The organism is Nitrosomonas sp. Is24 (genome assembly GCF_033063335.1).
In the GTDB taxonomy this organism is placed as follows: Bacteria; Pseudomonadota; Gammaproteobacteria; order Burkholderiales; family Nitrosomonadaceae; genus Nitrosomonas.
In genome coordinates, this window is the sequence record NZ_JAWJZG010000001.1 from 1,740,116 (window position 1) to 1,761,991 (window position 21,876).

Annotated in this window: 21 protein-coding genes; 9 read left to right on the forward strand and 12 right to left on the reverse strand. The window is 50.2% G+C overall.

All coding sequences use genetic code 11. The features are described 5' to 3' along the window. Complete coding sequence (gene flhB / locus R2103_RS07910) at positions 1-1,143, reverse strand: flagellar biosynthesis protein FlhB (protein ID WP_317530925.1); 1,143 nt, start codon at positions 1,141-1,143, stop codon at positions 1-3. A gap of 221 nt (positions 1,144-1,364) precedes the next feature. Here flhB and R2103_RS07915 point away from each other — a divergent pair, with 221 nt between their 5' ends. After that, positions 1,365-3,767, forward strand: a complete 2,403-nt coding sequence (locus R2103_RS07915; protein ID WP_317530926.1) for a penicillin acylase family protein — start codon at positions 1,365-1,367, stop codon at positions 3,765-3,767. A gap of 210 nt (positions 3,768-3,977) precedes the next feature. Here the strand turns inward: R2103_RS07915 and R2103_RS07920 are convergent, their stop codons facing one another. The 5 genes from R2103_RS07920 to R2103_RS07940 all read right to left on the reverse strand — a co-directional run bounded on the left by R2103_RS07920 (position 3,978) and on the right by R2103_RS07940 (position 7,967). Next, positions 3,978-4,466, reverse strand: coding sequence for a hypothetical protein (locus R2103_RS07920; protein WP_317530927.1), 489 nt, complete (start codon positions 4,464-4,466; stop codon positions 3,978-3,980). A 73-nt stretch (positions 4,467-4,539) separates the two neighbouring features. After that, positions 4,540-4,905, reverse strand: a complete 366-nt coding sequence (locus R2103_RS07925; RefSeq protein ID WP_317530928.1) for a hypothetical protein — start codon at positions 4,903-4,905, stop codon at positions 4,540-4,542. Beyond that, positions 4,902-6,209, reverse strand: coding sequence for a Xaa-Pro aminopeptidase (pepP, locus tag R2103_RS07930; RefSeq protein ID WP_317530929.1), 1,308 nt, complete (start codon positions 6,207-6,209; stop codon positions 4,902-4,904). Before pepP ends, R2103_RS07925 begins: the two co-directional genes overlap by 4 nt. Positions 6,210-6,226: 17 nt before the next feature. After that, entirely contained in the window at positions 6,227-6,943 is a 717-nt protein-coding gene (gene murU, locus R2103_RS07935) for an N-acetylmuramate alpha-1-phosphate uridylyltransferase MurU (RefSeq protein ID WP_317532073.1), read from the reverse strand. Positions 6,944-6,962: 19 nt separating this feature from the next. After that, positions 6,963-7,967 (reverse strand): aminoglycoside phosphotransferase family protein, encoded by a 1,005-nt coding sequence (locus R2103_RS07940; RefSeq protein ID WP_317530930.1) that lies wholly within the window; start codon positions 7,965-7,967, stop codon positions 6,963-6,965. A 241-nt stretch (positions 7,968-8,208) separates the two neighbouring features. On the opposite strand from R2103_RS07940, the gene R2103_RS07945 reads away from it, so the two are divergent. From R2103_RS07945 to R2103_RS07955, 3 genes are all read left to right on the forward strand, one after another. Next, entirely contained in the window at positions 8,209-8,505 is a 297-nt protein-coding gene (locus R2103_RS07945) for an accessory factor UbiK family protein (RefSeq protein ID WP_132422958.1), read from the forward strand. Between the two features lie 78 nt (positions 8,506-8,583). Then, the gene (locus R2103_RS07950; protein ID WP_317530931.1) at positions 8,584-10,095 is read left to right on the forward strand and encodes a YifB family Mg chelatase-like AAA ATPase; all 1,512 of its coding nucleotides are present in this window, start codon (positions 8,584-8,586) and stop codon (positions 10,093-10,095) included. A gap of 543 nt (positions 10,096-10,638) precedes the next feature. After that, positions 10,639-11,430, forward strand: coding sequence for a serine/threonine-protein kinase (locus R2103_RS07955; RefSeq protein ID WP_317530932.1), 792 nt, complete (start codon positions 10,639-10,641; stop codon positions 11,428-11,430). Here the strand turns inward: R2103_RS07955 and R2103_RS07960 are convergent. Continuing rightward, positions 11,427-12,656 (reverse strand): IS256 family transposase, encoded by a 1,230-nt coding sequence (locus tag R2103_RS07960; RefSeq protein WP_317530933.1) that lies wholly within the window; start codon positions 12,654-12,656, stop codon positions 11,427-11,429. The genes R2103_RS07955 and R2103_RS07960 overlap by 4 nt on opposite strands. Before the next feature lie 36 nt (positions 12,657-12,692). Between R2103_RS07960 and R2103_RS07965 the strand changes: the two genes are divergently transcribed. Then, positions 12,693-13,205 (forward strand): hypothetical protein, encoded by a 513-nt coding sequence (locus R2103_RS07965; protein WP_317530934.1) that lies wholly within the window; start codon positions 12,693-12,695, stop codon positions 13,203-13,205. A gap of 121 nt (positions 13,206-13,326) precedes the next feature. Here the strand turns inward: R2103_RS07965 and R2103_RS07970 are convergent, their stop codons facing one another. Beyond that, positions 13,327-13,623 (reverse strand): DUF1840 domain-containing protein, encoded by a 297-nt coding sequence (locus R2103_RS07970; RefSeq protein ID WP_317530935.1) that lies wholly within the window; start codon positions 13,621-13,623, stop codon positions 13,327-13,329. Positions 13,624-13,685: 62 nt separating this feature from the next. Beyond that, positions 13,686-14,449, reverse strand: a protein-coding gene (locus tag R2103_RS07975; RefSeq protein WP_317530936.1) for an IS5 family transposase whose coding sequence is annotated in 2 segments (ribosomal slippage) — positions 13,686-14,134 and positions 14,134-14,449 — 765 coding nt in all. Because the reading frame shifts where the segments join, the coding sequence is not laid out codon by codon here. 662 nt (positions 14,450-15,111) lie between these two features. On the opposite strand from R2103_RS07975, the gene R2103_RS07980 reads away from it, so the two are divergent. The 4 genes from R2103_RS07980 (at position 15,112) to R2103_RS07995 (ending at position 19,891) form a co-directional block, all read left to right on the forward strand. After that, positions 15,112-16,377, forward strand: coding sequence for an esterase/lipase family protein (locus R2103_RS07980; protein WP_317530937.1), 1,266 nt, complete (start codon positions 15,112-15,114; stop codon positions 16,375-16,377). A 345-nt stretch (positions 16,378-16,722) separates the two neighbouring features. Next, positions 16,723-18,393: a bifunctional diguanylate cyclase/phosphodiesterase gene (locus R2103_RS07985; RefSeq protein WP_317530938.1), complete on the forward strand. Its 1,671-nt coding sequence runs from the start codon at positions 16,723-16,725 to the stop codon at positions 18,391-18,393. A 32-nt stretch (positions 18,394-18,425) separates the two neighbouring features. Continuing rightward, positions 18,426-18,887 (forward strand): BLUF domain-containing protein, encoded by a 462-nt coding sequence (locus tag R2103_RS07990; protein WP_317530939.1) that lies wholly within the window; start codon positions 18,426-18,428, stop codon positions 18,885-18,887. Positions 18,888-19,222: 335 nt separating this feature from the next. Continuing rightward, the gene (locus R2103_RS07995; RefSeq protein WP_317530940.1) at positions 19,223-19,891 is read left to right on the forward strand and encodes an FxDxF family PEP-CTERM protein; all 669 of its coding nucleotides are present in this window, start codon (positions 19,223-19,225) and stop codon (positions 19,889-19,891) included. Positions 19,892-20,001: 110 nt separating this feature from the next. On the opposite strand, the gene R2103_RS08000 is transcribed toward R2103_RS07995, so the two are convergent. The 3 genes from R2103_RS08000 to R2103_RS08010 form a co-directional block, all read right to left on the reverse strand. Continuing rightward, positions 20,002-20,412: a hemerythrin domain-containing protein gene (locus tag R2103_RS08000; protein WP_411172613.1), complete on the reverse strand. Its 411-nt coding sequence runs from the start codon at positions 20,410-20,412 to the stop codon at positions 20,002-20,004. Positions 20,413-20,468: 56 nt separating this feature from the next. Next, on the reverse strand, positions 20,469-20,978 hold the full coding sequence (locus R2103_RS08005; RefSeq protein WP_317530941.1) for a hypothetical protein: 510 nt from the start codon (positions 20,976-20,978) through the stop codon (positions 20,469-20,471). A 65-nt stretch (positions 20,979-21,043) separates the two neighbouring features. Continuing rightward, positions 21,044-21,847 (reverse strand): formate/nitrite transporter family protein, encoded by an 804-nt coding sequence (locus tag R2103_RS08010; protein WP_317530942.1) that lies wholly within the window; start codon positions 21,845-21,847, stop codon positions 21,044-21,046. Positions 21,848-21,876 lie beyond the last annotated feature (29 nt).

Sequence of the window (21,876 nt, forward strand, 5' to 3'; positions counted from 1 at the left end):
CTAGACTGCTTGCTGTCCCGGATCCAATTCCGCCGGAACCGGCACATCCACCGGCGGCTGCGGTGCTTTTCCGCCGTATTCGTTATAGCGCTTCAGCTGGAAGACATAAGCCAGCACTTCGGCAACCGCGGTATACAATTTTTCCGGTATTTCGCTTTCCAATTCGGCGTGGTGATATAAAGCGCGCGCCAGCGGCGGAGCTTCCAGAATTGGAATACGATGTTCTTCGGCAACTTCACGGATACGTGCCGCCAGTAAATGCACACCCTTGGCGATGACTTTCGGCGCCCGCATGCTGTTACTGTGATAGCGCAGTGCCACGGCGTAGTGCGTCGGGTTGGTGACAATCACATCGGCTTTCGGTACTTCCGCCATCATACGGCGGCGTGCCGCTTCCCGTTGCAAGCCGCGAATGCGTGCTTTAATGAATGGATCGCCTTCACTTTCCTTATATTCCTTGCGGATCTCTTCCTTGGTCATGCGCAATTGCTTGGCATGTTCCCAGAGTTTGTAAGGCACATCGATCACAACCACCAGGATCATCGCACCTACAATCAGCAGAAAACTCATCGTCAGGAATTCACCCGTACGGCTGATGCCCAGATCGACAGGCATCGCCAGCAACATCATCACGGATTCCTTGTTGTACCAAATCACCAGCGCGGCGACACTGCCGATCACGATCGTTTTAAGAATCGCTTTCACCAGCTCGACCAAGCTGTGCACGGAGAAAATCCGGCCGATACCTTTAATGGGGTCAATACGGTCAAATTTGGGCATCAACGCCTTGGTGCTGAACATCCAGCCGCTCAATGACATCGGTGCGAAGAAGGCTACGACCAGAAGTAAAAACAACAAAGGCGCAATCGCGATCAAACCTTCAAAAGCAAGCTCGTAAAAACGATTGAGCATTAAGTCAGGCTGATGCGCTAGTTCACGCTCTACGTGCATGCCTGCTTTCATGATCTTCAGCAACTTGTCCATCATGCCGCTGCCCATGAACAATATCCCGGCAGAGGATGCCAGCAATACAGTAAATGTAGTCAGTTCCAGAGAACGCGCAACCTGACCTTCCTCCCGCGCTTTCTCTATGCGCTTCGGCGTCGCCTCCTCGGTACGTTCTAAATCACTATCTTCAGCCATGACAAGCTCCAATTATCTGTAAATGAATTATCATTGCGAACACTGGGATTCAATAGCGGGAATAAAGAAGGAATCATCCCCTTTATTATCGAAACATTGAAAACAACAACGAATAATTATTAGTATCAATAGATTAGATAATAATTCACGCATGATATTGCACCCTTGATGTATGTCCCGTATCGGTACTCACTTAACGATCTAATTACTTTCATTTCCTTATGCAGTCTACGTTACGTTTTATCCGTCCCTTCCTGATAACAAGCCTGCTAATCGTCTGCTTATCGATGCTTGCAGTGGCTTTATTATTGCGTGGCAGCTTGCCGCAGTATGACGGCGAAACGGCATTACCCGGCTTGGCCAGCGCGGTATTCATCGACCGGGATGCTTTGGGCAGTGTCACCTTGCAGGGTGAAAACCGGCTGGATCTGGCGCAGGCGCTGGGTTTTGTGCATGCGCAGGAACGTTTCTTCGAGATGGATTTGATGCGCCGCCAGGCGGCAGGTGAATTGGCCGAACTATTCGGCTCCGGTGCAGCGCCACATGACCGTAAAGCACGGTTATTCCGCATGCGCGCACGCGCAACCGAGGTGTTGAATCAGTTTTCCGGAGAACAGCGGCAAGTGCTGGATGCCTACCGGACCGGCGTGAATCAGGGACTCGCCGCTTTGGCGGTGCGCCCGTTTCCTTACTTGCTGACACAAAACCAGCCCGTCGCTTGGCGCAACGAGGACAGTATCTTGGTCATTTATGCGATGTTTTTCACCTTGAACGAAGAAAACATCGACCGGGAGCTGGCGTTATCACGGTTGCGCGCAGCACTACCAGCCTCGGTCTATCAATTTCTGACGCAGAATGCCGGAGATTGGGATGCGCCGCTGCTGGATGCGCCGGTTGTCCGGGCACAACTCCCGCCGGTAACCGATATTAACCTGCAAGCGCTGGACAAACATTTATTCAAGGATGGCCGTCCGGACACGGAACAATCCCCGGGCAGTAACAGTTTCGCGGTTTCCGGCGCGTTAGCCGATGGTGCCGCAATCGTCGCCAACGACATGCATTTGACGTTACGGGTACCGAATCTGTGGTTTCGCTCCCGGCTGATTTATCCCGATACCACCACTTCGGGTCAGCAGCACGACATCACCGGCATCAGCCTGCCCGGCGTGCCTTCGATCGTAACCGGATCGAACCGGCACATTGCATGGAGCTTCACCAATAGCCACGGCGATTTTTCCGATTGGGTGCGCATCACAATCGATGACCGCGATAACACACGTTATCTTGGCGCGGCCGGCTGGCAACCGTTACGAATCGCCGAAGAAACTATCCGCATCCGCAACGCCCCGGATGAAGTACTGACAATTTCCGAAGCCGAATGGGGGCCGGTCATTGCGGAAGATCATGATAAAACCCCGCTGGCGCTGGCATGGACTGCGTTGAAGCCGGAAGCGGTCAATCTCAATCTGATCCAACTGGAACAAGTCAAAACCGCCGCACAGGCTGCAGAAATTGCGCAACGATTTGGCATTCCGGTACAAAACTTCATCGTTGGAGATCGCGACGGCAATATCAGTTGGACGCTCGCGGGCCGCATTCCCGCCCGTTCCGGCAATTATGACGGGCAAATACCCGCAGATTGGTCGCAGCCTGATACCGGTTGGCATGGCTGGCTCGATCCTGGACACTATCCGGCGCTTCACAACCCCGCTTCGCAGCGATTATGGTCGGCCAATTCCCGCACCGTTTCGGGCGATCAGCTCACATTGCTGGGCAATGGCGGTTTCGATCTGGGCGCGCGCGCCACGCAAATCCGAGAGAGCTTATTGGCGCGCGAACAGTTTACCATCGATGACTTGCAAGCCATTCAGTTGGATTATCGTGCGTTGTTACTCACACGCTGGCATCAACTGTTGCAAGCTACGCTCGACACGGCAAACGACGCAGCTTCATGGATTCCGCTAATGAAAGCCGCACTGGCCGGTTGGAATGAACAAGCTGCCGTGGACTCCGTCGCATACCGCATCGTGCGCGCGTACCGCTATGAAGTCATGAAAATTGTGCTGAACGGGTTCGCCGCACTGGTGCGGCAGCATCATGAAAATTTTGAATTGCCCAGGCTGAGTCAGACCGAATCGATTCTCTGGCAACTGATCGAGCACCAGCCGCAGCATCTGCTTCCGGCACCGTATAAAACTTGGGATGAATTGCTCTACCGCTGCGCGCAAACGATTGCGGCGCAATTGCAGCAGGATGGCGGTATTGACGGACGAAACTGGGGAATGCAGAACGCGGCACAAATCAAACATCCGCTCAGCCAGAAACTGCCCGCATGGATTGCGCAATGGCTGGATATGCCGCACGATCCGTTGCCCGGCGATCACAACATGCCACGCGTGCAATCGCCCAACTTCGGCGCATCGCAACGCTCGGTGGTTGCACCGGGGCAGGAAGAGCAAGGGTATTTTGATATGCCCGGCGGACAAAGCGGACACCCGTTGTCGCCGTATTACGGCAGCGGACACGCCAATTGGGTTAGCGGAAAACCGGCGGCGTTTCTTCCGGGTGTTGCTGAAAGACAGATGAAACTTGTTCCAAATTTTAACGGCAGAGTCACTGATTAGAGATTCTCAGATATTTCTAAATCAGGATGGTAAGTATGAAAAAAGAATCTGTACAACGGATGTTCTGTTTCGCGCCAAAGCGAATTGGCATCAGAAACCCGTAATTTGAGTACACGGTGAGGTATGTTGCTAGCATAGGGTAAAGGAATAGGTTTATTATCAGGTGAAATATCGCTGAATAACAAGCTGAGATATAGCTTATGCAACGGTCTACGCGCGCAAATCACCATCCAATCGACTTTTCTGGCAAGACATATAAGGTAGAATGCTTTGAATAAGGCATCGCGAGCTAAGCTCCCCCCCCCCCCCGCAGTGGCTATTTAGAACACTGAAACGCACAGCCTCGGCTAACGCGGCGGAACGTATTTCAACAGGCAGATTAACCGCTTGCTCCAACGGTAACGGCCCATTGCAATTGGTATGGATGCGCATCGTCGCCAGTGGAGCATTATCCTGCTTGGAAATCGCCAGCAAAACCAGAGTATTCGCTTCAAAGTCGGCCGGTTCAGGCAATACCAGCGACTGCGCAAATTGCGGCAAATGCCTGCCATATGCTTGCTGTCGGATTTGGGCCACACGGCTCAGATCGTCCAAACTGGTAACACGAATCACCCGGAAAGGTAGATCCTCAACTGACAAACCGTTTTCTTTTTGTTGCAAGGAAGGCGGATTCTGCATAAATGCATTCTGTTTAATCATTCGAGAATTGACCCATCAGTAAAATTATTATGTAGCAGATTACTTGATTTTAAGTGTTGACTGATAACTCCATCTAGTGTTTCTTTTGCTCGTTGCGGGCTTCCGTTTCTTCAATGATCTGCGCGTCTTCGATGATCACGGTCTGATCGGTTTCCGCTTGCCGGTTGGCATCGCCGGGATGCTGCATGGCGTTTTCGTACTTCCTGCGCAGCCACCAGAAGCGTGTTCCCACCACTAAAATGGCCACCGCCAGCAGCGCAAGAAAAGCGGCAAAAAAGAAAATGCCGAGTACGATCATGATCGCCACAACGGGAATGAGTATCGCATAGGTCAACCAGCGATTCACCGGAGAAACCGGCACGCGTTGATATTCGCCCGATTCGTCCTGGCGGTACTCGGAAACTCTGCTGATAATAATTTTCCTTTCTTCGTCGCTCATTGCATCAACTCCTCTATTTCGGCAATTGTTTTGGGCGCCGCCAGCGTCAAAATCTCATGACCCGATGGGGTAACCACGACATCGTCTTCGATGCGGATACCGATATTCCAGAAATGTTCCGGCACATTATCCGCCGGGCGAATGTAACACCCCGGCTCAACGGTCAGCACCATGCCGGGCTGCAATGCACGCCATTCACCCTTCTGCTTGTACTCACCGGCATCGTGCACATCCATGCCCAGCCAATGCCCGGTTCTGTGCATGTAGAAACGTTTGTAATCTTCCGATTCCAGCACCGCATCGACACTGCCTTGGCACAACCCCAGATCGATAAAACCCTGCGCCAATACCTGCAATGCCGCCTGATGCGGATCATTCCAGCGCTTTTCCGGCTGCACTTGCGCTATTGCGGCGGCTTGCGCAGCCAGCACCAGTTGATAGACATCGCGTTGCGCGGCAGTAAATTTACCATTCACTGGAAATGTGCGAGTGATATCCGACGCGTAGCCATCCAACTCGCACCCGGCGTCGATCAGTAATAAATCGCCTGATTTCAGCTCGGCATCGTTCTGCACATAATGTAACACGCATGCATTGGCGCCGCCTGCAACAATTGAGGTGTAAGCTGGTGCTTGCGACCCGTGCCGGTAAAACGTATAAAGCAATTCCGCTTCGACCTCGAATTCGCGCATACCCGGACGCACCGTCTGCATCGCGCGCTGATGCGCTTGCGCCGAAATATCCGCGGCACGCTGCATGATCTGCAATTCATCGGTGCCTTTGATCAGGCGCATTTCATCCAGGAGCGCGCGGCTATCATGAATTTCCGCCGGTACGGCAACGCCCGTGCGCGCTAACTCACGCACCCGGTTTAACCAGCCGATAACGCGTTGATCCCACGCCGCATCCAATCCCAATGCGGTATAAACCGCCGGTTGATCGGCTAATAACTTGGGCAGAAATTCATCCAGCTGATCGATCGGGTGCGCTTCGTCAAAACCGAATACTGTTTTGGCGGCCTCGGGGCCATAACGAAAGCCATCCCAGATCTCGCGCTCTTGATCTTTCTGGCGGCAGAACAAAATATGCTTCGACGGCGTTTTATCAGTCGCGGCAACAAGGACCAATACCGCTTCGGGTTCGCGGAAGCCGGTCAAATAATAGAAATAGCTGTCGAACCGGAATGGATAATGCGCATCCCGGTTACGCAACCGTTCCGGCGCTGTCGGAATGACTGCGATGCCGGATTGCATTGTGCTGGCCAGAAGCTGGCGGCGGGCGATGAAATGTTGAAAATGTGTCATAAACGAGTTTGATGTCCTTAAACCGATCTTGCTGTTGATTCTGCGCGCGATTGGAGTTGTTTGTCCAGCCATTCAAGCCGCTGCGGTGTTCCGACATCGACCCACTGCCCGGAAAAATATTCACCGCTGACTTTTCCTTCTGTCATGGCCTGCCGCAGCAGTGGCGCCAGTTTTACCGGCAAACCCGATTGAATGCCGCTGAAAAGCTGTGCTTGATAGATACCGATGCCGCTGAACGTCAGCTTAGGATTACCGCTCAGCTGTACTTGATCGCCCTGCAACGCAAAATCACCATCGGCATGATGCGGTGGATTGTCAATCAGCACCAGATGAACAAGACGCCGGTTTATGTCCGTTTGCATCGCATGCAAAACCGGCAGCAGCGCCGCGTAATCCATGCCGCAAAAAATATCCGCATTGACGACAAGAAACGGCAAACTACCGGATTCATCCGTCAACAATGGCAAAGCATTAGCAATTCCGCCAGCGGTTTCCAGCACCACTTTCTCGGGCGAATAGCGGATAGTAACACCATAGCGTTCACCGCAACCCAATGCATTTTCTATCATTTCACCCAGATAGGCATGATTGATGACGACATCGGTAAAACCCGCGCGTGCCAGATTGTGCAATTGATACTCGATCAATGCATGGCCGCCTGCTTTCAATAAAGGCTTCGGCACCGCATCGGTCAGCGGGCGCATGCGCTCGCCGCGCCCGGCCGCGAGAATCATCGCTTTATAGGGAATGGATTTAGAAGGTATAACCAACTTTCTGACCTGATTCAACCGGATGCAATTCATCCAGTAAATTCAGCAGCGGAGCCAGTTCGCGATACCGTTCGCATGCTTTGCGCAGATATTCCATCACCAGCGGCATATCGTTTAGATAGTTTGCTTTTCCATCGCGGTAATTCAGGCGAGCAAAAATACCCAGCACCTTGAGATGACGCTGCACGCCCATCCATTCAAAATCCCGGTAAAACTCCGCGAAATCGGCGGCGACTGGCAACCCGGCCTTGCGCGCTTTTTCCCAATAGCGGATGGTCCAATCCAGAATACGCTCCTCGTCCCAACGGATATACGCATCTTTGAATAGCGACACCAGATCGTAGGTGATCGGGCCAAAAACGGCATCCTGGAAGTCGATGACGCCCGGATTCGGGGATGTCACCATCAGATTACGCGAGTGATAGTCGCGATGCACCAATACTCTGGGTTGCGCGAGATTATTCTGCAAAATCCGGGAAAAAACAGCGCGCAAAACGGCTTGTTGCTGTTCCGCTAAATCCACTTGCAAATGCTTTGCGATATACCAATCCGGAAACAAATCCAGTTCCCGTTGCAGCAGCGCTTCATCGTAAGCCGGTAAATTCTCCACCTGATGTGACAATTGCATGCTGATCAGCGCATCCATCGCTTCGCCGTACAGCTGACTGGCATCACCGGGCTGGTGATTCAACGCCTGCAAAAATGTCGTATTGCCCAGATCAGACAGCAGCAAAAACCCCAGATCCAAATTTTGCGCCAGTATTTTCGGCACATGTACACCGGTAGCTGCCAGAATTTCCGCTACGCGCAAAAATGGCGTGCAGTCTTCCTGCTCTGGCGGCGCATCCATGACGATAAATGTCTGGTCGCCCAACGATGCGCGAAAATAACGGCGGAAGCTGGCATCCGCGGAGGCAGGCTGCAAAGTGAACGGCTGCGCGGGAAATTGATCTTGCAGCCAACGTTCAAGTAATTGTTTACGTTCCATTGATGTATCCGGATAATTTACCGATATCAAAACAAAGCATTAATTGAGTGTATTCATCTATTCACCGGTCAGCGGCAACATGGCACAATAACCGGCGATTGTTAACAGTTTGTTTAAACTGGAACCCAATTCAATAACAGTGGATAATCCGTTTTCGTAAAGTAAAAAGTGTTTTGGATTTTATCACGTAGCCATCCCAATCAGCTGATCAACTGGTAAGTCATCAACAAGGAGAACATCAATGCTTAACAAAAATGTAATCGACGAAATCAATACCAAAGTCAGCGAAATATTGCAAAACAGCCCCGCCAAAGATATCGAAAAGAATATCCGTGTCCTGTTATCGGGCGCATTTTCACGGCTTGATCTCGTTACACGCGATGAATTTGATATTCAACAGGAAGTTCTGCAACGCACCCGGGAGAAATTAATCCTTCTCGAAGCCAGGGTCGCTGAACTGGAAGCACGCTTTAATCAATCCACCCCCGCATCCGCAGAAAGAAATGTGACGCCGGATCAAATACAAACCGAAGGGTAATTTAAGCAGATTATCACTCCTGGCTTCGTTCAGACCTGCTCCAGGCCATACTTGCGCCTCTAGGATAGCGACTCGCCTATGTCTCTCGCTGTTCTGTATAGTCGGGCGCTGGCAGGTATTCAAGCACCGTTGGTGACGGTGGAAACACACATCGCCAACGGTTTGCCCAGCTTCACCATCGTCGGGCTCCCCGATACCGAAGTCAAAGAAAGCAAAGACCGCGTCCGCGCGGCATTGCAAAACGCACAATTCAAAATCCCCGCGCAACGCATCACCGTGAATCTGGCTCCCGCCGATCTGCCGAAAGAAAGCGGCCGCTTTGATTTGCCCATCGCCTTGGGAATACTCGCGGCAACGGGGCAGATTCCCGGCGACAAGCTGGATCAATACGAATGGGCCGGAGAACTCGCGCTGACCGGTGAACTGCGGCCAATCCACGGCGCGCTGGCGATGACCTACAACGCATCGCAATCCGGCCGGAGTTTTGTTTTACCGCAACAAAACGCCGCCGAAGCGGCACTCGTCAACAAAGCCACGATTTACGCCGCGAAGTCGCTGCTGCAAATCTGCGCGCACCTGAGCGGGCGCGAATCCTTGCCGGTTTACCAGAATCCCGCGGCAAATGACATAGATTCCAGTAGCTCAGTTTATCCCGATCTGGATGAAGTCAAAGGACAAACGCACGCCAAACGCGCGCTGGAAATTGCCGCCGCAGGTGGCCACAGCCTGCTGATGATCGGCCCGCCCGGGACCGGAAAATCGATGCTCGCGGCGCGCTTCCCCGGCATTCTGCCGCCCATGACCGAAGCGGAAGCGCTGGAATCCGCCGCAATCCAATCATTAAGCCAGGGTAGCTTCAATATCGATAACTGGAAAAAACGCCCCTTCCGCTCCCCGCACCACACCGCTTCCGGCATTGCTCTGGTCGGCGGCGGCAGCTACCCGCGCCCCGGGGAAATTTCGCTGGCGATGCACGGCGTACTATTCTTGGACGAATTGGCCGAATTCGACCGCAAAGTCCTGGAAGTCCTGCGCGAACCGCTCGAATCCGGAAAAATCACCATCTCCCGCGCCGCCCGGCAAGCCGAATTTCCCGCGCAATTTCAGCTGATCGGCGCGATGAACCCCTGCCCTTGTGGCTACTTAGGTCACCCCTCTGGCAAATGCCACTGCACCCCTGACCAAATCGCCCGCTACCGCGGACGAATCTCCGGCCCATTACTCGACCGCATCGACATGCAAATCGAAGTACCGGCTGTGCCGCAACAAGAATTGATGAAACAGCAAACAACAGGCGAGAAGAGCAACACGATCTGCCAGCGCGTTGAAAAAGCCCACCAACTGCAGCTTAACCGGCAAAGCAAAACCAACAGCCGCTTGAGTGTTAAGGAAATCGACCGATTCTGCGCACTCGACGACGCCAGCGAGAATCTGCTGAAACAAGCGATCAGCCGTTTGAACCTATCCGCGCGTGCGTATCACCGCATTCTGAAGGTTGCGCGAACGATTGCAGATTTAGGAAGTACCGAAAAAATTAATAATCAGCATATTGCGGAAGCGATTCAGTATCGCCGGTTGGATAAGCAATAGGCTTCGCTTTGCATCATCATTTAAAACCCGATCAGAAAACCTGATATTGGTCTTTGATTTCACATTCTGAATCTGACACTAGCGGTACGGGTAACTGGAAGCACTGCGGTTCTACCTACGCGATACGCGTGATGCCGTCGAATCGTATCTCACCAAACATTTACCGGAAATCAAACTCACCCCGACCAATGGCACCTACCTGCTATGGCTCGACTGCCGTGCCTTGAATCTGACCGATACACAATTAGAACACTTCTTCATTTACGAAACCGGTATCGGCCTCAATCCCCGCGTGTAGTTTGGTTAGGAAGGCAGCGGGTTTATGCGGTCGAATATCGGGGTGCTGAGGAAACGGTTTTGCGGGTTCTGGAAAGAATCAAATGGATTATGCGTCAATAGCATCACGCTATCCAGCTTATGGAACTGAACAAGTTTGTTATGATAGGCTATATCAGATTGATTTCATTGGTGGCGCAACAGATTACGTCAATTTGGGCATCTAATTTTAGTTGGGCTTTATAAAAGGATAGAGGTAGGCTTATAGTGTTGAAAAAACCAATTCACTTTGATACTACTTTTGGGACATACACCGCCACAGATATATTAGGTGAAGGTGGTGCAGGGATAGTTTATGGAGGAAATGACCCGGATGACGGGGATATCGCTATTAAGATATTGGCCTCCGATAGAGCTTCTGGAGATAAACGTAAGAGATTTAAAAACGAGATAAGCTTTTTATTTCGCGTTAAGCACAAGAATATAGTCAATGTGCTGGATCACGGTGTGTACAAAAAAGAAGGAAGCGGTTCGCTTCAACCTTTCTATGTATTGCCACGATACTCGAGTAGTCTCCGAGATTTAATTGGTAACGGCATTAACCCTGAAACCGCATTTGAATACTTTATCCAACTCTTGGATGGTGTTGAAGCCGCGCACCTTAACGGCGTGGTACATCGTGATTTAAAGCCTGAGAATATCCTTTATGATAAGAAAAATAATAACCTGGCTGTTGCAGACTTTGGAGTAGCCGATTTCACAGATGAATTACTTCTCACGTTAGTAGAGACTAAGGCAAATCAGCGCTTAGCCAACTTCCAATATGCCGCACCAGAACAACGCATGAAGGGAGGAGTTGTTGGTGTGCCAGCGGATATCTATGCACTAGGCCTTATGCTGAACGAATTATTTACTGGCTCAGTGCCACATGGTACGGAATTCCGTCGAGTTGAAAGTATCGCCCCAGAATATTCATATTTAGATCAAATCATTGATGCGATGTTGCGGCAAAATCAATCAGAACGGGGGTGTCCTAGATTTTGTGTAAACGGTGGTTAATAATGCCGAGGCATTCTTTCGTTAAATTGAATAGTAAACCTGTTTAGTGCCGGTTTCCAATCTCTTAGTGGCATAGACCATTTTTTGGCGATATTGCTGAGAGCCAAATAAAACAATTTGATCACGGCTTCATCGTTGGGAAACGATCCACGGTTTTTGCTGACTTTGCGTAGGCTCATATTGACTGACTCAATCGCATTGGTGGTGTAAATAATGCGCCGTATCTCAGTCGGGTAGTCGAAGAATGGAATGATGCGTTGCCAGTTATTGCGCCAAGATCGGGCGATCGGTGGATAAGCATTGTTCCATTTATCTTCAAAGCCGGCTAACGCGTGCTCAGCCTCATCAATCGTGGCGGCGCTATAGACCAAACGTAGATCAGCAGCTACTTCCTTGCGTTTATTCCAGCTGACGTAGTTGAGACTGTTACGAACCATGTGCACGATACAGAGTTGTACAATGGCATGTGGATAGACGGTTTCAATCGCTTCGGGAAAGCCCTTTAAGCCATCGACACAGGCGATAAAGATATCTTGCACGCCACGATTTTTGAGTTCAGTGACAACGCTGAGCCAGAACTTGGCACCCTCGGTCTGAGCAATCCATAAGCCCAGTATTTCTTTATGGCCCTCCATGTTAATGCCGATCGCCAGGTAAATCGCTTTGGTACGAACGCTACCAGCGTCACGAACTTTGGTATGGATACAATCGAGATAGATCACAGGATACACCGCATCGAGAGGCCGGGATTGCCACTGCTTCACTTCATCCATTACGCCATCAGTGACCGTAGAAATGAGCGTAGGCGATACTTCGGCGCCATACATTTCAGTGAGGTGCTGTTGGATTTCACGCACTGTCATGCCACGGGCATACAGCGAGAGGATCTTGTCATCAAAGCCCGCCCAGCGGGTCTGATGCTTGGAAATGATCAGAGGCTCGAAGCTGCCCTCACGGTCACGGGGGATCTCGATGGGTAACTCACCGAATTCACCTTTCAGGGTCTTACGGCTTTTACCATTTCTGGTATTGCCAGTGGCATTGACTACCGTTTCGTGCTTATCGTGACCAAGATGATCGGCCATTTCTGCTTGCAAGGCACGTTCAACCAACGCTTTGGTGAGTTGCTTGAGAAGACCATGCTCACCGATTAAATCTTCTGGCTTTTTGTAATCGGCCAGCAGGCTATCAATTAAGCCGGCCGGCAGGGGGTTGGGTGTGGTCATTTTTACTCCAAAAATATATAAGCAGTTTCCTGCAATATGACCATTTACACAAAATTATTTACACCCCCATCAGAACGCCCTTCGACTATAGCAGTAATAAAAGGATTGATTCAAAAACATAAAGCCGAAGCTATAGCACTACAAAGAATCAGCAAAATCACCAATACTGTTGTCCCAGAAGGAACAATTGATGATCCGTTAGCATTTGAGCCACCGCGCTTGGTTGCGGCGGAGTGGGATAACAATCAGCTATTCCTAACATTAGATAGACCGGTTACTGATGCATGGGTTTCTGCTTTACAAAATATGGGAAATTACACTTCGGTGATGGGCATGGGGCCAGAGAGATTCATATTTTCCGATAACAAAGTCTCAGTAAGTTGCCGAGAGCACAATGCCCAGAATGCCGTTGATTATTTTAAACAGTGGCTTCCGCGAGCGACCCAAGTTCTCAAAAATAACTTGGAGCAAGAGGAAAAGCGAAAACATAACGAGTGCCTGGAAAAGTTGAGGCACGAGAAAGAAGCGAAGAACGCCGTCTTCGCGTAAATAACTCGCTCAAGATTTAGTATTGGGAAAAAATAACGGCATTACCCAAGCAGTCATCCAAGTATCGGTGATGGATAAGGCTAACGAAAATACTGATGAAGTTCTTTCTCTTGATACAGAACTATTTCCACATTACGTTACACTCAGCCTCGGCTGCCGCAGTCAGTAAATCAATCAGCGGCAGCGCTCTATCGGCCATGCTCACCATCGGTTCATCTTCGCTCTCTTTCTCAGCAGGCGGAGAAGATTTATCCGCGTTTATTGCGGCTTTTAATCGATCCAACGCCATAGGAACATCCGCGGCCAAAATAGCGCCGGGTACCGTCTTGCTGTGTCCCATCATTTTAAGCAAAGCAAGCGCAACGTCGCCAAACATCGTTATGTCGGCATAAGCATCGGTTGTAAATGTTACGAGCATATCATTCTCCTCGAGTGCATCAAAAGTTCGCAACCCTACCCATTCTGCGCTACTAGGGCCTGTTAACACAATCTGATTGCTTCGACGATGAGAGCGAAGTGGATAAAGGAGATGAAGACGACATCGAGCTTATCGAACCTGGAGAAGATGCGGCGAAATCCCTTGAGCCTTCTGAACAATCGTTCGATCTCGTTGCGTTTTTTGTACATGGCACGGTTGTATTCCCAGGGTGACAAGCGATTTGCTTTGGGCGGAACAACCGGGATGTAACCCAAATCTAGTGCCAGTTGCCGGGTTTGGTCGCCCTCATAAGCACGATCCATCAGCAGGTAGGTGGGCGTATTGACGGGACCGAGGGAAAGCAAAAGCTGCCTGCCCTCTGGCGCATCGTGGGCGTGACCGGGCGAGAGGGCAAAGCTTATGGTTGTTCTGGAATCTGCGGCAACCAGATGAATTTTGGTGGTCCATCCACCTCGAGATTTTCCGATGGATTGGGGGCCGTTTTTTTTAACGCACCCGTACCGTCGGGATGGACTTTGATGCTGGTGCTGTCCAGCGAAACAGTTTCAATACGGATACGGATGATTTGCTGATGCTGAAGTTGCCCAAATACATGGCTCAGTACACCACTCTTTGCCCAGCGATTCATGCGGGTATAGATGGTATGCCAGTTGCCGAATCGCTTGGGCAATCCTCGCCACTTGCAGCCATGCTCGGCAACGTAAAGAATGGCATTGAGAACTTGCAGATTGGAATGGCTGACGTTGCCACGCTGACGCGGCAGGCAGTGCTCGATCTGTTGATATTGAGTTTCGGTGATTTCCATCACCAAATTATATCAAATAGCGTTAACAGGCCCTAATACCGCAACCGGCATAATTTCCGCTGAGCGATCATTCAATACCGGGACAAGAAAAACCACATCATCGGTTGGAAGCGTCATTTGCAAGATCTTCTTTCCTGATTTACCGGACTAGTCGCAACCCCGCAACAGAAAGACGAGAAACAGGATGGGTAGGGGAATGCCTAGAAGCCACAATAGTATGTAACCCATTTTGCCTTCTTGCCGATTTCTCAGGGCGGGAATACTCCGCAGCGAACCGGCACCTTTTGTGATACGGCTAAAATAATCGGCTTTAAGCATCGCGATCTCCTTTTTAATTTCAATCGAATGGATTATTAGTAGTAAATTTGATTATCTCCGTGAAATATCATCAGTTCTGTACGGTGGCACACACACCTTATATCTCGATTGAAGTAATTCGCTTGTCCATTGCGGCGGCCAGGCCCGTTGCCGTCAGCATTCCCACACTCTGATTTTCACAAACCCGAGTTTTATGTGCGTTTCCGTACCGACCGCAATTAGATTCATCTTTATAGTATTTTCAAAGCTTTTGATGTGATAACAGCCTCGTTTCGAGGTCTGGTTATTCAGTATGGATAATTTTCATCAGTAGCCGCCTTGCTTCTTTACTTTGGAAAAATACTATGGATAACCAACAACGTAAAAACAACTCCTTGCTAGCACACGTACTTGGATTGTTAATTCTCATAACGTTTTGCAATACCGCATCGGCTGACGATTCAGCAGTGAAAGCGGATACCGCAACACCGCCCGGCATAGTGTGCATGATGAACTGGGCGCAAACTTTCTATCCCAATCTGTTTTCACCACCGGTATCAGGCGTGCAATTCTCGTCACCCTATATCTATCGTTATTACCCCGGCACCAATGCGTATGTAGCTGTTTCCTCTACAGACAATCATGTCTACTATCAAGGACCAGACGATGCCACGCCGCGGGATATGGGGGATTTATCCCTATTGCTGAAAGAATCCGGGTGTGGAGAAAAGCCGTATCCTGTTATCTTTGTTCATGGTATCGCTTCTTCTGCGGACACATGGGCAACTTATCGAGATTATCTCGTTAGCAATGCTGGTTGGACATTTGGCGGGATCCCTACTTTCAACCCAGCCGCCAAAACTGTTGCTATCAGCTGCCCAGCGGATTCCATGAGCTGTACAGGGAGTGCCGGTAACTTCTACACCTTAAATTTCTCTGACAATCAGGAATTACCCCTTGATGTTCAGGGAGGAGAATTAGCAGCAATCATTCAAGCAGTTTTAGAGGCAAACCCCGGAGCCACAAAGGTCCTTCTGATCGGCCATAGCACAGGTGGTCTTGCTGCTAGAGAATATCTGCAAGGATTGGCTCGCGTGTTCGATTCATCAACGGCAATTCCGTACCGGGATGATGTTGCGAGACTCATTACGATAGGAACTCCACATCAAGGGAGCTTTTGGGCCGAGACATGTCACGTTAACTTCGATATTTTCGACATTTTCGATAAAGTCGGCATTTGCGATCTCCTACCTTACCATATCGACTCAAACAGTGTTTCAATCAAAGATCTACAGCCCAGCAGTTCAGCCTTGGATGTGCTGAATGACTTAGCTACGCATCCCCTTCCAGCCAATGTATCCTATGTTTCAATCATTGGAACGGGACAGCCTACTTTAACCGGCTTAGTGGATTTCAAAGAGGGAGACGGGATCGTAACCGATACTTCCCAGAATCTTATCGCGGTAACCGGGGATCTTCCTCTTGAACTGAAGTCAACCAAAATTGACATTCCATTCCGGGAATGCGGCAACAAAATCAAGGTGCCTATTGTCGGGAGCGTAGGACAGACACACACCTGCGAAACAACCGATATTGATGTAGGAGCAGAAATCTTGAGAAATTTACAATAGATAGCAATGCAAATAGCCGAATCATGGTTACGATGGTAAAAGCCATAAGACCCTGAAAGGCCAATCCGGTGAATTGCCATCGGAACCGTGAAAGCAGCTCTGAATCACCAATCATTCCGAAGCATCAAACCCGCTGAGCGGGCTTTGATGTCAGGATCCTCTCGCGGCATCTCCGTGTCATCATGGTGCGTGCAATCCAAGATACTCTCGAACATCCGGCTGTTTCATTAATCCCGCAACATGCCTTTAATCGGCGGCTGTGCCAGCACAAGTCACACGCGCTATTTGCTTTAATCGCTATCATATAAATCGCATCGTCATTCGCCATCCCGGTTTGGAATTGGAATGATTTATAATTCCCTGCATCATTCAGCCATTGGGGAGCTCAAGATTAACAATCTTCAATCGCAGCATAGTGCAATGGATTTTACGGCTATCGATTCGTCTTGCGGATTCGCTTGGGTTGATACAGCAGGAAAAATCATATCGGCCAATCCGGCTTTTCTAAATCTACTTGCCCTGCCACCGGATGTTGCAGATAAAACATGGTTTGATTTGACCGCTGCCATCAATGCGTCAGCACCTGATTCACTCCGGCAAGCCGTTGCCAGGCGGCATACAAAAACGATCAAACTGGTTTCCACCATCGATAACAAAACGCTTCATGTGCATATCATCGCATTCAACGAGGAACAGCGGCTGATCATGGTTGAGAGTTTGTCTTCCAGCAATTTTTCGCAATCCGGAATCAACCATCAGGCACAGAATCATAGCGCCGTACCATTGGCCAATCGCGGCATGCTCAATGAATGCATCGCAAACTGGAAACCGGATGAATCCGGCGCTGCTTCGCTGGCCATGATCATGATCGGCCTGGATCGCTTCAAGCGGATCAATGAAACGCTGGGGCACGATGCTGGCGATCAATTATTGAAATTTGCCGCACAGCGGTTGTTACGCATCGTTCGCTCGGATGATCTCGTGGCGCATTTTGCGGGCGATCAATTCGTCGTGCTGCAAATCAATCAAAATCAACCCGTAGCCGCTACCGCAATGGCGGAGCGCATCATCGGGCTGCTCAAACGCCCTTTTTTGATCAATGGCCAACAAGCCAATATCAGTGCCAGCATCGGGCTGGCGATTTTGCATCAGAATACCGGATCAAGCGGCGATCTGATCAAACAGGCCGAACTGGCGCTGCATGATGCCAAACACAATGCGCGCGGGAGCTATCGCTTGTATGAGCAATCCCTGCAAAAAAATGCGGGCGAACAGCATGATCTTGAAGTTGGCTTGCGGCGCGCGCTCTTTCTGCAGGAATTCACGTTATTTTATCAAGCGCAAGTCCGCATGCAGGATCGAAAAATAGTTGGGTTTGAAGCACTGATTCGTTGGGAAAAACCGGGCGCAGGAATCATATCGCCGGTCCGGTTCATTCCGTTGGCGGAGGAAACAGGTGAAATTAACGAAATCGGCAAGTGGGTGCTGCAAACGGCTTGCCGGGAAGCAACAACCTGGCCGGAAGACATCAAGGTTGCCGTCAACGTCTCACCCATGCAGTTTGAAAACGGCAACCTGAAACAAATCGTCCAAGCGGCGCTTTCAACCAGCGGCCTTACACCGCAACGCCTGGAATTGGAAATTACCGAGGGTTTGCTGATCAAAAATGTAGCAAACGCCTTGGAGCAACTGAGGGAAATACAGGCGCTGGGCGTATCCGTCGCGATGGATGATTTTGGCACAGGATATTCTTCACTCAATTATTTGAGCAGTTTTCCGTTTTCAAAAATCAAAATTGATCAATCGTTTGTTCACCGTATGCAAATTGACAAGTCACGCACCCTGATTAAGGCGGTAATCACGCTCGGTAGCGCGCTGGGAATAAAAACCCTGGCCGAAGGCGTTGAAACAGAAGAGCAGTTCGAATATCTGGCACACAATGGTTGCATGGAAATTCAAGGCTATTTAATCAGCAAACCGGTCCCGGCTGAACAAATTCAAGCGCTCATATCATAGTTTACGATGGCCATCGCAGTGAGGAAGCAACCATGACACAAAATCTATACCGGCTCATTTATTTAAGTCGCAACACGATTCCCGGCAGCAATGAAAATGTTCATAAGGAAATCGAACAGATACTGGCGATTTCCCGGCAACGCAATACGGCATCCGGTATTACCGGCGCGCTCATGTTCAACCGGGAATGCTTTGCTCAGGTGCTCGAAGGTGTACACGATGATATTCAGGAAACTTTCGAGCGCATTCAGTGCGATCCGCGCCATGGCGATGTAGTCGTTCTTGATTTCGAGCCGGTAGACGCGCGCCGTTTTTCGCAATGGTCGATGGGCTACATCGGCTACGATACGCTGGCCAGCAAGGAATTCACGCAAATCCAGCTGGCAACCGGGTTCGATGTGAAACAACTCAGCGGGGAACGCATATACGATCTGCTGCATGTGCATTTATACGCGGCTGAAAAAGCCGGCAGCGACCTGGAGAAAATTGCTTAACCCGGACAAAACCGCTTATCGATTGCTTTACAGCAAATCTTCATCCCACCGGGAAAACTTTCCGGGTTCCGGTACCGCCAGCAAACCGCTTCGCCATTCCAATCCGCCTTATGTTCGCCGCAATTTCCGGTAACCGCAGATCCCCGTTCCAATGCTCGACTGGCTAAATTTTACGCATCGTGTACCCCATAACCAGGGCAACCGTCCTAAAAAATTAAGGAACATCTGACTACAGCATTAAACCGTCTTACCGGTTAGCATAACGCCTTAGTGTTGAATATATTGTTGGCAGCAATTGGATTTATTTTTACTCACTCAGACACAAGGTGAACATCATGAAACGCATCATACAACTCGCAGCCGGATCTCTCATTACAGCTTTCTTCTCTACATCCGCATTGGCGGTAACCGTATCCTGGACGGATTGGACCACCTCAACCGATTCGTTTTCAGCATCCGGCGATCTGTTGGTCGGATCTACCACGGTCGGCGTCGGTTACTCCGCTACCGGTGCGCATTCTTTCGTAACAACCGGTGCAGGAACGAATTTTTGGACCGGATCGGCGTATACCAACGGCACCGTCGATAACGCACCGCCCGCTTCCGATATCGTTGCACTCAGTACAGGTGGTACTGTCACGATCACGTTTTCACAAACCGTTGTCGATCCGTACATCGGATTAGTCAGCTGGAATGGCAATACCGTGGATTTTGGCGTGCCTATCGTGATCGACAGTTTCGGTCCCGGATACTGGGGTTCCGGCACACCTATTCTGAACGGAACAAGCACGGGATTCTTCGGTTCCGGTGAAGTTCATGGCGTGATCAGACTGCCGGGTTCTTTTGATTCCATCACGTTTACCCATGTCTCCGAAGGCTGGCACGGATTTACAGTCGGTGTCGCCGGTATCGCACCGGTTCCCGAACCCGAAACTTATGCCATGCTGTTAGCAGGTCTTGGATTGTTGGGTTTCGCAGCACGCCGCAAAAAAGCAAACGCATAGTCGCATTTCACTGCATTGCTCACAAATCCCGCTCGCGTAGCGGGATTTGTTTTTCTAACCGGACGAAATTCCGGAAAACACTCGATTCTTCCCGTCCCGCTTGACATGCCCTAAATTGACTCCGCAGCTGCGGAATCGATGCTCGGATGCGATTGCAATTGCGGAAACAGCACACGCTCCTCATAGCGGACATGCGCAGCCAATAATTCGCCGAACCGCTGCACTCGCGCAGGCAAATCCAATTCACAAGGCCCGCAAGCCAGCCCGCGCAATTCCGCGTGCTCAGCCAAAACACGTGCAGCGGATTCAGTATCCACCGCATCCGCCGCCAAACGCAGCAATTGTTCTTCTCGAGCGAAATGCTCACACAATACGATTCGCCAATGTTCTTCGATGCGCTGCATCATCGCTGGAAGAACCGCACTATCCCCGCTCTCCGCTGCTTGACGGATAGCACGCGCTAACACCAAGGACGAATGGTGTTCACGAGATAATGAGAGTAAAGGGCCAGTTCGGGGCATGTTAATTAAGAGAGATTATTAGATAAAATGCCATTTGTTGCATTAGCTGACCAAAATCATGGCGTTTCATTTGTCTGTGAAATCTTAACAGAGGAGCAAATTACTAATATTGCATTCGCAACAAGCTTTGTAGCCGCATCAACTCTTTGATATTGATCAACAAACCAAGCTTCGGTCATTTTCTCATTAAATAACACTGTTACTCGCTTTTCTTTAGGTCGACTAAACATAATAAGTCGTAAGGTATCGTTAGTTTCATTCGCAGAAATTCTTCCATGTGCGAGTGCATTTCTAACATAAACAAGAGTTTCATCAATTTGCCCTAAGTCTTGTTCACTCACTTCCTCATTATATTTTTTGATCAGATCGCCTAACGAGTCGTGACTCGTCAATTCACTTTCAGGCAAATGTTCTCCAACCAGGAAAGAATAGATATCTGTTCCTTGAGGAATACCAATTGGTCGTGCTGTTGGTAAATTTTGCAAAAAAAGACGCAGCATAAATTCGAGCGATTGAAAGCTTCCTACTAATTTACCGAGTAGCTTTGCATAATTATCATGCGTCATTATCTAAATCTCCACCATAGAACCGAGAAAATGGTTTCACACCCGGCTGAATATAAGAGTAAATACTAATTCTGATGATTTGTTGCACGATAACTCCAATACAACATAAATCCGGTAAATAGCATCCCGCCGAATAAATTTCCCGCAATCACCGGCAATCCGTTCCACAGCCACCAATCCGCGATGGTGATATCCGCACCAAGCCACATACCGGCGGGGATGACGAACATATTGACGATGGCGTGTTCGTAGCCCAAACCAAAGAACGTCATGATCGGCAGCCACATCGCGGCGATTTTGCCGATAGTGTCGGTTGAGGTGAAGGCCATGACAGCGCCCAGAGTCACCATCCAGTTGCACAGCATTGCGCTGGTAAACGCGGCGATGGTGCCGTCGAAGCCGAGTTTGGCGTATTCGAGCGTTTTGGTCTCGGCGATGGTGATGGTGCGTTGCAATGCCGGGATGGTGGCCGGGTCGATAGAGCCCATTTTAGTGGCCACGATGCAGTATAAGTAGGCGTAGGTGACGCTGCCGATCAGGTTGCCGGTCAGCACCCAAGTCCAGTTGACGAGCAGGCGGTTGAACGGCGCTCTTTTGTCTTTAACGGCAATCGGGATCAGCGCGAAATTACCGGTGGCGAGTTCCAGTCCGAGCAGCACGATCATGACAAAACCCACCGGGAACACCAAAGCGCCGGCGATGCCCCAGCCCGTTTGCGCCGCTGCCAGAATCGCCAGCGTGGTGGCGTAACCCAGGAAAGCACCGGACAAAAAACCACGCAGTAACAGCTGACCGACCGGCAGGTTGGCTTTTTTCGCCCCGGCTTGCAGCATGTTTTCGACGATTTCTTCCGGTTTTACATACGCCATGACGCATTCTCCAATGACAAATTCGAGGC

What these genes read in the sequence shown, in the direction of transcription:
- R2103_RS07940 (WP_317530930.1), bottom strand. Translation starts at nt 7,967, where the DNA reads ATGGAACGTAAACAATTACTTGAACGTTGGCTGCAAGATCAATTTCCC.
- R2103_RS07960 (WP_317530933.1), bottom strand. Translation starts at nt 12,656, where the DNA reads ATGACCACACCCAACCCCCTGCCGGCCGGCTTAATTGATAGCCTGCTG.
- R2103_RS07990 (WP_317530939.1), top strand. Translation starts at nt 18,426, where the DNA reads ATGACACAAAATCTATACCGGCTCATTTATTTAAGTCGCAACACGATT.
- R2103_RS07945 (WP_132422958.1), top strand. Translation starts at nt 8,209, where the DNA reads ATGCTTAACAAAAATGTAATCGACGAAATCAATACCAAAGTCAGCGAA.
- R2103_RS07985 (WP_317530938.1), top strand. Translation starts at nt 16,723, where the DNA reads ATGATTTATAATTCCCTGCATCATTCAGCCATTGGGGAGCTCAAGATT.
- flhB (WP_317530925.1), bottom strand. Translation starts at nt 1,143, where the DNA reads ATGGCTGAAGATAGTGATTTAGAACGTACCGAGGAGGCGACGCCGAAG.
- pepP (WP_317530929.1), bottom strand. Translation starts at nt 6,209, where the DNA reads ATGACACATTTTCAACATTTCATCGCCCGCCGCCAGCTTCTGGCCAGC.
- R2103_RS08010 (WP_317530942.1), bottom strand. Translation starts at nt 21,847, where the DNA reads ATGGCGTATGTAAAACCGGAAGAAATCGTCGAAAACATGCTGCAAGCC.
- R2103_RS08005 (WP_317530941.1), bottom strand. Translation starts at nt 20,978, where the DNA reads ATGACGCATGATAATTATGCAAAGCTACTCGGTAAATTAGTAGGAAGC.
- murU (WP_317532073.1), bottom strand. Translation starts at nt 6,943, where the DNA reads ATGATTCTCGCGGCCGGGCGCGGCGAGCGCATGCGCCCGCTGACCGAT.
- R2103_RS07920 (WP_317530927.1), bottom strand. Translation starts at nt 4,466, where the DNA reads ATGATTAAACAGAATGCATTTATGCAGAATCCGCCTTCCTTGCAACAA.
- R2103_RS07915 (WP_317530926.1), top strand. Translation starts at nt 1,365, where the DNA reads ATGCAGTCTACGTTACGTTTTATCCGTCCCTTCCTGATAACAAGCCTG.
- R2103_RS07980 (WP_317530937.1), top strand. Translation starts at nt 15,112, where the DNA reads ATGGATAACCAACAACGTAAAAACAACTCCTTGCTAGCACACGTACTT.
- R2103_RS07995 (WP_317530940.1), top strand. Translation starts at nt 19,223, where the DNA reads ATGAAACGCATCATACAACTCGCAGCCGGATCTCTCATTACAGCTTTC.
- R2103_RS07970 (WP_317530935.1), bottom strand. Translation starts at nt 13,623, where the DNA reads ATGCTCGTAACATTTACAACCGATGCTTATGCCGACATAACGATGTTT.
- R2103_RS07965 (WP_317530934.1), top strand. Translation starts at nt 12,693, where the DNA reads ATGACCATTTACACAAAATTATTTACACCCCCATCAGAACGCCCTTCG.
- R2103_RS08000 (WP_411172613.1), bottom strand. Translation starts at nt 20,412, where the DNA reads ATGCCCCGAACTGGCCCTTTACTCTCATTATCTCGTGAACACCATTCG.
- R2103_RS07925 (WP_317530928.1), bottom strand. Translation starts at nt 4,905, where the DNA reads ATGAGCGACGAAGAAAGGAAAATTATTATCAGCAGAGTTTCCGAGTAC.
- R2103_RS07950 (WP_317530931.1), top strand. Translation starts at nt 8,584, where the DNA reads ATGTCTCTCGCTGTTCTGTATAGTCGGGCGCTGGCAGGTATTCAAGCA.